Source organism: endosymbiont of Lamellibrachia barhami (genome assembly GCF_011947365.2).
Classification (GTDB): domain Bacteria; phylum Pseudomonadota; class Gammaproteobacteria; order Chromatiales; family Chromatiaceae; genus QGON01.
In genome coordinates this window covers 4,054,393-4,061,906 of the sequence record NZ_JAAVSH020000001.1, presented here as the reverse complement: position 1 = coordinate 4,061,906, position 7,514 = coordinate 4,054,393, and the positions used below count along the sequence as shown (strand labels likewise).

General features: G+C 53.5%; 4 protein-coding genes. All 4 read right to left on the bottom strand.

The genetic code is table 11. The features are described 5' to 3' along the window. Nucleotides 1–338: 338 nt before the first annotated feature. The gene (gene nosZ / locus G9Q73_RS18575) at nucleotides 339–2,438 is read right to left on the bottom strand and encodes a Sec-dependent nitrous-oxide reductase (protein ID WP_304956623.1); all 2,100 of its coding nucleotides are present in this window, start codon (nucleotides 2,436–2,438) and stop codon (nucleotides 339–341) included. 155 nt (nucleotides 2,439–2,593) lie between these two features. After that, nucleotides 2,594–4,027 (bottom strand): metal ABC transporter solute-binding protein, Zn/Mn family, encoded by a 1,434-nt coding sequence (locus tag G9Q73_RS18570; protein WP_178941540.1) that lies wholly within the window; start codon nucleotides 4,025–4,027, stop codon nucleotides 2,594–2,596. 10 nt (nucleotides 4,028–4,037) lie between these two features. After that, a complete protein-coding gene (locus tag G9Q73_RS18565) occupies nucleotides 4,038–4,406 on the bottom strand; it encodes a hypothetical protein (RefSeq protein ID WP_218649985.1) in 369 nt (122 codons plus the stop codon). Nucleotides 4,407–4,600: 194 nt separating this feature from the next. Then, on the bottom strand, nucleotides 4,601–7,387 hold the full coding sequence (gene ppdK, locus G9Q73_RS18560) for a pyruvate, phosphate dikinase (RefSeq protein ID WP_177421106.1): 2,787 nt from the start codon (nucleotides 7,385–7,387) through the stop codon (nucleotides 4,601–4,603). Nucleotides 7,388–7,514: the final 127 nt, after the last annotated feature.

Here is a 7,514-nt window from a genome sequence, read left to right as displayed (position 1 = left end):
ATTACGTATTGCTATCGCTATCAGGAGAAAATCCAGCTAACCATACAGTTATAATTCTCGGCCAAATTACCATCTATAAATGAAAGGGGACCGTTAGGTCCCCTCCTTCAGGTTAATTGCTTCTCAGCAATTATTTGCCTTTTACTGATATGGCGCCATGCTCCTCAAGGAAGGTTTTGGCACGCAGACCCATGCGTTCGCGGTCTGACCTGGTACTGCCAGTGCTGACCTACCAAAGCGTCGCGTTCTTGGTAGTCACCCCTTGCGGCATAGCCCCTCAGACTTCTTCTTGGACTCTTCAGCAAAAGTAAGCTGGTCGAATGCGTCCTCAACCAAGGCTACAACTTCAAGAAGTCCTTGTAGTTATTGAGCAGTGATAAAACCACCACCGAGTTGATTATAGCCTGGGTGTCGATATTGACCTTGACCTGCTTGTCGAAATCAGCCTTGGTGTACTTCTGACCTTCCGTCATCTTCGCGCCAGTTTTGGCCACATAACCCTTGGGTTTGACCAGCAGGTAACCCTGCATCTCCAGATGGAGCGCGGAGCAGAACTCGGTGCAGTAGTAGGGATAGACACCAGCCTTATCAGCCACGAAGGTGGCGGATACGGTCTTGCCAGGCTCAATCGAGAGATTGACGTTCTGGCCGTACATGGCGAAACCATGGGTCTCGTCCTCTGCACGCTCCAGATTGGTCAGATGGATAGAGACAGTCTCACCCTCTTCAACCTCGATGATCTCAGGCGTGATATGGGAACGGATAACGGTACCGTAGATATGCACTACACCATCTTTGCGAACCACCTTCTCGCGACCGGCACGGGTCTTCCAGGGTGATATCTTGTTGGCACGGCTGTCCCAACCGGACTTGTAGCGAACCGCAGGTTTCAGCTTGTCGGCCTTGATTGCCACAACGTAGTGGGGTTCACCCAGCGGCAGCGGCATATCGTAGAGCAGTTGCATCTTGTCGCCACTGATATCGATCAGCTGATGGTTCTGCGGATGCAGTGGACCGACAGGATTGAAGCGATCGATAGCCAGCTTGTTGAGGGCGACCAGATACTTGCCGTCAGGAGAGACGGAGTCGCCTTCCATTGTCAACAAGTGACCGATGTTGTAGTGGATATGCAGCAGTTGATCCAGCACCTTACCTTTGCAGTAGTCCCACTTGGTGACCATGGAATCCACATAGATAGAGGTGTAGACCACGCACTCTTTGGAATCATACTGTGTATGCAGCGGACCCAGGCCCACCTGCACTTGCGTATGCAGAGCATCCTTCATGGCGATAATCGGTATGCCATAGGGATCTTTGCCTTCGAACTTCTTGCTGTCGATGGCCTTCTTGATCTTGGGCCAGCTGTAGACCCAGGCATGGCTGTCGAGCTTGCCAGAGACAATGATGTGAGTGCCGTCCGGGCTTACATCAACACCGTGGGGACTTTTTGGCTCGGGGATCAAATAGAGCAGACCTTCTTTAACGGCCTGTTTCATGGTGATCTGGTAAGCGCCATTGACCTTGTGCACCTTACCGGCAGCGACCAGCTCCGCAGCCTTTTTCCAGTTGGTTACGTGCATGAAGTCAGTATCTTTCTGCGAACAACCCGCCTCGAAAGGAGGACGTCCACGCTCGATACCACCGACATAACGCTCGGAGCAGAAGGAGTTGGTGAAACCCCATCCCATTGATGGGCCTTTACCTGCATCAGAGAGATCCTGACTGTAGGGAGGCAATTCAAAGGTGAAGGATTTCTCGGGCAGAATTTTGCCCTTCTTCATGTCGAACTTCCAGTAGGTCAGAGCGCCACGATATTTCTCGTTGAACTCTTCCAGCGGCACGAACTCGTCACCGACAGGAGTAGCATACTGGGAGGCCTCCATCACGTACTCCGTATTCGGGGTGACAAATGCACCACCGTGATCGGACCTCATGAAAGGGTTTACGACGATCTGCTTGGTTTCAAAATCATGCAGATCGATTACCGCGATACGCGGATTGGCCTTGTCATTGATAAACAGGTATTTACCGTTGTACTCACCATTGGTCTCGGAGAAGGCCGGATGGTGGGTATCACCATAGTTGATCTGTTTACCCTGGATATTACCCTGAGCCAATACTGCCTTGGACTCATCATCGAAGCCATAACCCTGCCAAGGCTCCGGGGTGAAAACACCGATGTATTTCAGGATGCGCATCGACGGAATGCCGTATACGATCACATGGCCGCTTTGGCCGCCTGAACTGAAAGCCAGATACTCATCGCGCCCACCGGTTGGCGTGTAGGTCTTGGCTGCTGCCAGCAGGTCTTTCTGAGTCAGGCCACGCGCCTGCATCACATCTTTGAGAGACTGCTGGGCGAAACTGCTTGAAGCCGCTCCTAGCCCAATACCCAGGCCCACAAGCGCCGTACATAACTGTTTGGTGCTTTTCTTCATTATTCCCCTTCCCCAAGTTTAGAGACAGATTGCACTCCGCCTAATCACGAAGCACTCACACGAGAATAGTCTAAAAATACGTCATATGACACATTGATTTTGGTCAAATAACACAGATTAGATTTTTCTATATCAGCACAAGGAAGAAGTGGAATTTAGGGCAGAACCTCAAGCAACGCCTGAGCCAACTGTTCAGCGGTAATGCCATAGACATACTTTTTTATAAAGCGGCCGTCCGGTCCCAATAGATAGAGGCTGGCGGAGTGATCCATAATGTAGAAGTTGGGATCAGCCAACTCCTCCTCCACCTTTTCATATTTTACCTTGAACTGGGCGGCAACACGCTCAATCATCGGCTTTGAACCAGTCACCCCGATCAACCGGGAATCAAAGTACTCTACATAGTTACGCATCACCTTGACGCTATCCCGTTCCGGATCGATGGTGATGAAATAGGGCTGTATCAACTTGGCCTTTTCACCCAGTTCGTCCAAAGCCAGTGACAGCACCTGCAGGGTTGTGGGACAGATATCCGGACAGTAGGTATAACCGAAATAGAGCAGGTGATAACCTCCCCGCATGTCATCTTCGGTGAGCGTTCTACCAAGATGGTCGGTCAGGATGAAACGCCCACCGATACCCTCCTGATCGGGAATACCACTACTATCAGCGGTGATACGCGCCTGTTCCGCTGCCCCCATATCCGCATTCAGACAACGCTTGATGGTATCCGTATTGTGATCCATCAGTTGGAAATAGAGCTCGGGACCCGGCTTTAGATTGATGCCCAGGCTATCGAGCCTGCCGACATTGACTTCCTGCCCCTGAGTCAAAAGCCCTGCATGCTCCGCAGGCATGCCTGCTTCTATCAACAGGCACACTGCCTCACCGTCCACGATGCGCTGCCGCACCTTGAACAGCGAAGCCGCATCCCCAGGTTGCCTTGGAGAGATACCCATATGTTCGAGCACCGTCAGCGCATAAGCCTGTTCAAAATAGTGAAGTGTGTCGTAATACTGCACACCCAATCCCGCCTTCAATCCTCGATAACCGTACTCGTACTCCCGGTCGAGACGGGTGAGGCGCTGCATCAGCTTGCGTCTGTTTTGTTGGTAGATATGGGTTCGGAGCGGGTCTGCCTCCACCAGCAAATGGGTAAGATCATCCAACAAAATGATGATATTCCGGTCATCGAGCCAGAAAAAAGGGTCACGTTGTGTATCATCACCCCGCGAAAGCAGAATCTTCATGCTTTGGCTCGACAAAAGCTCAATTACCCTTACCCGGGATTCAAGCGCGGCTATCGATTCCGCCAGATGCGTCTCCAACTCCGGGCCGACCCAGATGACCAGATCTGCAGACTGCATAGCATGCTTCTGCTGGTCAGTTGGTTTGAATTCAAGGGGGCTCTGCTCCCCACTCACAAGTAGCTGCGGGCCTTTTGTGCCTTCCATAAGGCCAGCCAAGATGGAGTGGATCGGCTTGATACTGACAACGACATCAAAACTGTCATCCGCAAGGAGAGTCTGTCCTGAGAAAATAAGGCCGAAAGCGACACACAGAGATAATAGGTAACGTTTGAACCACATAATAATCGGCTTAGGGTTTGCTAAAAACAGTTTCAAGTTGCTGCATAGCGGTATCCACCTGCTTTTTGAATGTATGCACATCCGGACAGGTAGCCTGTGCCGCCATAAAACTCATGAAGGAGGTATTGGTTTCAATATCGAACAACTCTCCCAACTGCCTGCGTTTGGGAAGCGTCATCACCAGCACTCTTTTCATTTTCTGGGTCTGCTCCAGATAACGGCAGTGCAGGGCCACACCGTTGAGCTCTCCCAGACGCTTGATCGCTGCAAACTGCTGATCAGTCGCAGCAACAGTTGCACCTTGAAAAAACAAGGTCAATAACAGAACAGCTGGGATTCGATTGAATTTCATGCAGACACTCTCAAGTAAGCGCGGCATTCTAGGCATACCTGATCTTTCTGTCACTGTTTTAGATCAAATTCGCGGTGTGATGAAGAATTTCATGACACGCGTAACTATTCGCAGGTAGGCCCGATCAAGCGTAGCGGGCAGGCACCCAGACTTTTGCAATACAATCCTGGTTGCCGATTCCGCTACGCTTGAACCAGCCTACGCTGGTGGGACAGCCTCCTTTAGCCTTTAGCCTTCGACCTTTTTTTATTCAGCAGACTGGCATGGGCTGCAGCCAATCTTGCCACCGGCACCCGCGGCGCGGAACAGGAGACATAGTTCAACCCCGCCCTATGACAAAAGGCGATGGAGGCAGGATGCCCACCGTGTTCTCCACAAATACCGACACTCAGATCGGGCTTCTTTTCACGTCCCCACTTCACCGCCAGATCCATCAGCTTGCCCACACCTTTTTCGTCCAACACCTCGAAAGGATTGTCCTGAAGAATACCGATCTGGTTGTACATGGGCAGGAACTTGTTTTCTGCATCCTCGCGGGAGAAGGAGAAGGTGGCCTGGGTCAGATCATTGGTGCCAAAGGAGAAAAAATCCACCTCTTCGGCCAGGGTATCAGCCCGCATACAGGCACGCACCACCTCGATCATGGTGCCAAAGCGGAAGTTGAGCGGATGTCCGAACTCCTTCTCGACTTCACCGCGAATCCGGTCAACCGTCTCCTTGACCTTTTTCAGCTCTTCAGCGGTACAGACCTGGGGCACCATGATCTGCGGATGCACCTCCAGATCCTTGGCGGCACACTCGGCGGCAGCCTCCAGGATTGCCCGAATCTGCATCGAATAGATCTCAGGAAAGGTAATACCCAACCGTACGCCGCGATGCCCCAGCATCGGGTTGGTTTCGGTCAGAGCGCGTACCTTTTTCAGCATGGTCTCCTTCTTTTTCAGCGTCTTTTCCACCATGTCGATGTCCACGATCTGGCGCATCGAAGCCGCTTCCTGCTTTGCCTGATCAGGATCGTGCAGCAGGATCATGCTGCTGGCCAACACTTCCATGCCGCGCACCGAATTGCGCAGATGGCGCAGCTGCTCCAGATCCGCCAGCAACTGCTGCTCGGATGGCAGAAACTCGTGGATCGGCGGATCGAGCAGACGAATGGTGACCGGAAACGGCGACATGACTTCAAATATCGCCTTAAAGTCGGCGCGCTGCATCGGCAACAGCTTATCCAGCGCCGCCTCACGCTGTTCATCGGTCTCCGACACGATCATTTCGATGACTACCGGCAGACGGTCGACATCATTGAACATGCGTTCGGTACGGCAGAGACCTATACCCTTGGCGCCATACTTGAGCGCCCGCGTGGCATCCGGTCCGGTATCGGCATTGGCCACCACCCGCAGGTAGGCCACATCGTCGGCCCAGCGCAGCAACCGGTTCAGCTCCTCGGTGAAGTCGGGCTCCACCATCGATATCTCACCCAAATAGACATTGCCGCTACTGCCGTCGATGGTGACCACATCGCCTTCCCGGATCACCAAACCGCCGATATGCGCTTCACGGCGCTGCACATCCACAGAGATACCCTCCGCACCCGCCACACAGGGCTTGCCCATGCCACGGGCCACCACTGCGGCGTGAGATGTCTTGCCGCCACGACTGGTGAGGATACCTTCTGCGGCAAAGAAGCCATGAATATCCTCGGGCTTGGTCTCCTCGCGCATCAGGATCACTTTCTGCCCCTGATCCTTGCCGATGATCTCCGCCCGGTCCGCATCGAAAACGACCCGGCCACTGGCCGCACCCGGGGATGCGGGCAAGCCTTGGGCCACCGCATCCGCCTTAGCGTCAGGATCGAGGCGGGGGTAGAGCATCTGCTCAAGAAGGGCGGGATCGATGCGCAGCAGAGCCTGCTCCTTGCCGATCAGCCCCTCCTCCATCATCTCCACGGAGGTACGCACCATGGCAATTGCGTTCATCTTGCCGTTGCGGGTCTGCAGGCAGTAGAGAATGCCGCGCTCGATGGTAAACTCGAAATCCTGTATCTCTTTATAGTGGGTCTCCAGTTTTTCGCGCAGTTCCGCAAGCTGCCGCGCCATCTCCGGCATCTCTTCTGTGAGATGGTCGATGGGTTTTGGCGTACGAATACCCGCCACCACATCCTCGCCCTGAGCATTGACCAGATACTCTCCATACAACTTGTTTTCACCGGTACCGGGGTTACGGGTGAAGCCAACGCCAGTGGCGGAGTCGTCACCCCTATTCCCGAAGACCATGGTGCAGACGTTGACCGCAGTGCCATTGGCCATGTCAGGTGTGATATTGAATTCACGGCGGTAATCCACCGCCCGCTTGCCGCCCCAGGAGCCGAATACTGCTTTGATGGCAATCTCCAGCTGATCGAAAGGGTCTTCCGGAAAGGGTCGTCCGGTATGATTTTCAAAGACAGTCAGGAAACGCTCGCTGATCTCTTTCAGGTCATCTCCGGAGAGCCCCACATCTTCTGTAACATGAGCCTTCTGTTTTACCTGCTCAAACTCCGCATCGAAGAGTTCGTCGGGCACATTGAGGGCGACCTTGCCGAAGAGCTGGATGAAACGGCGATAGGCGTCATATCCAAATCGGGCATCACCGGTCTGTTCGATCTCGCCCTGCAGGGTCTCGGAGTTGAGCCCCAGGTTGAGGATGGTGTCCATCATGCCCGGCATCGACATCGCGGAGCCGGAGCGTACAGAGACCAGCAGCGGATTCTTGGCATCACCGAAACCCTTGCCGGTGGCCGCCTCGACCCGTTTCATGTGTTCTCTCACATCGTCCATCAGGCCATCCGGCAGCTGCTGGGCTTCGTTGGCGAGATAGTCGAGACAGGCCTCGGTGGAGATGACAAAGCCGGGCGGCACATTGAGACCGAACTGGGTCATCTCGCACAGATTCGCACCTTTGCCGCCCAACAGCTGTTTATTCTTGCCGTCACCCTCTTCAAAAGAGAAAACCTGTCTTTTTCCACTCATTTACTTCCTTCCTTTGTCGGGAGGCGGAACCTGCTCCACCCTGATTGAATCATCCGGTTATGATAGTCTTTTTTTGTTGCCGAACCATTACTGAATTTACCCGGAACACAGCGGGATGCCCCTATTA

Coding starts and splice junctions, on each gene's coding strand:
- G9Q73_RS18570 (WP_178941540.1), bottom strand. CDS start 4,027: ATGTGGTTCAAACGTTACCTATTATCTCTGTGTGTCGCTTTCGGCCTT.
- G9Q73_RS18565 (WP_218649985.1), bottom strand. CDS start 4,406: ATGCCGCGCTTACTTGAGAGTGTCTGCATGAAATTCAATCGAATCCCA.
- ppdK (WP_177421106.1), bottom strand. CDS start 7,387: ATGAGTGGAAAAAGACAGGTTTTCTCTTTTGAAGAGGGTGACGGCAAG.
- nosZ (WP_304956623.1), bottom strand. CDS start 2,438: ATGAAGAAAAGCACCAAACAGTTATGTACGGCGCTTGTGGGCCTGGGT.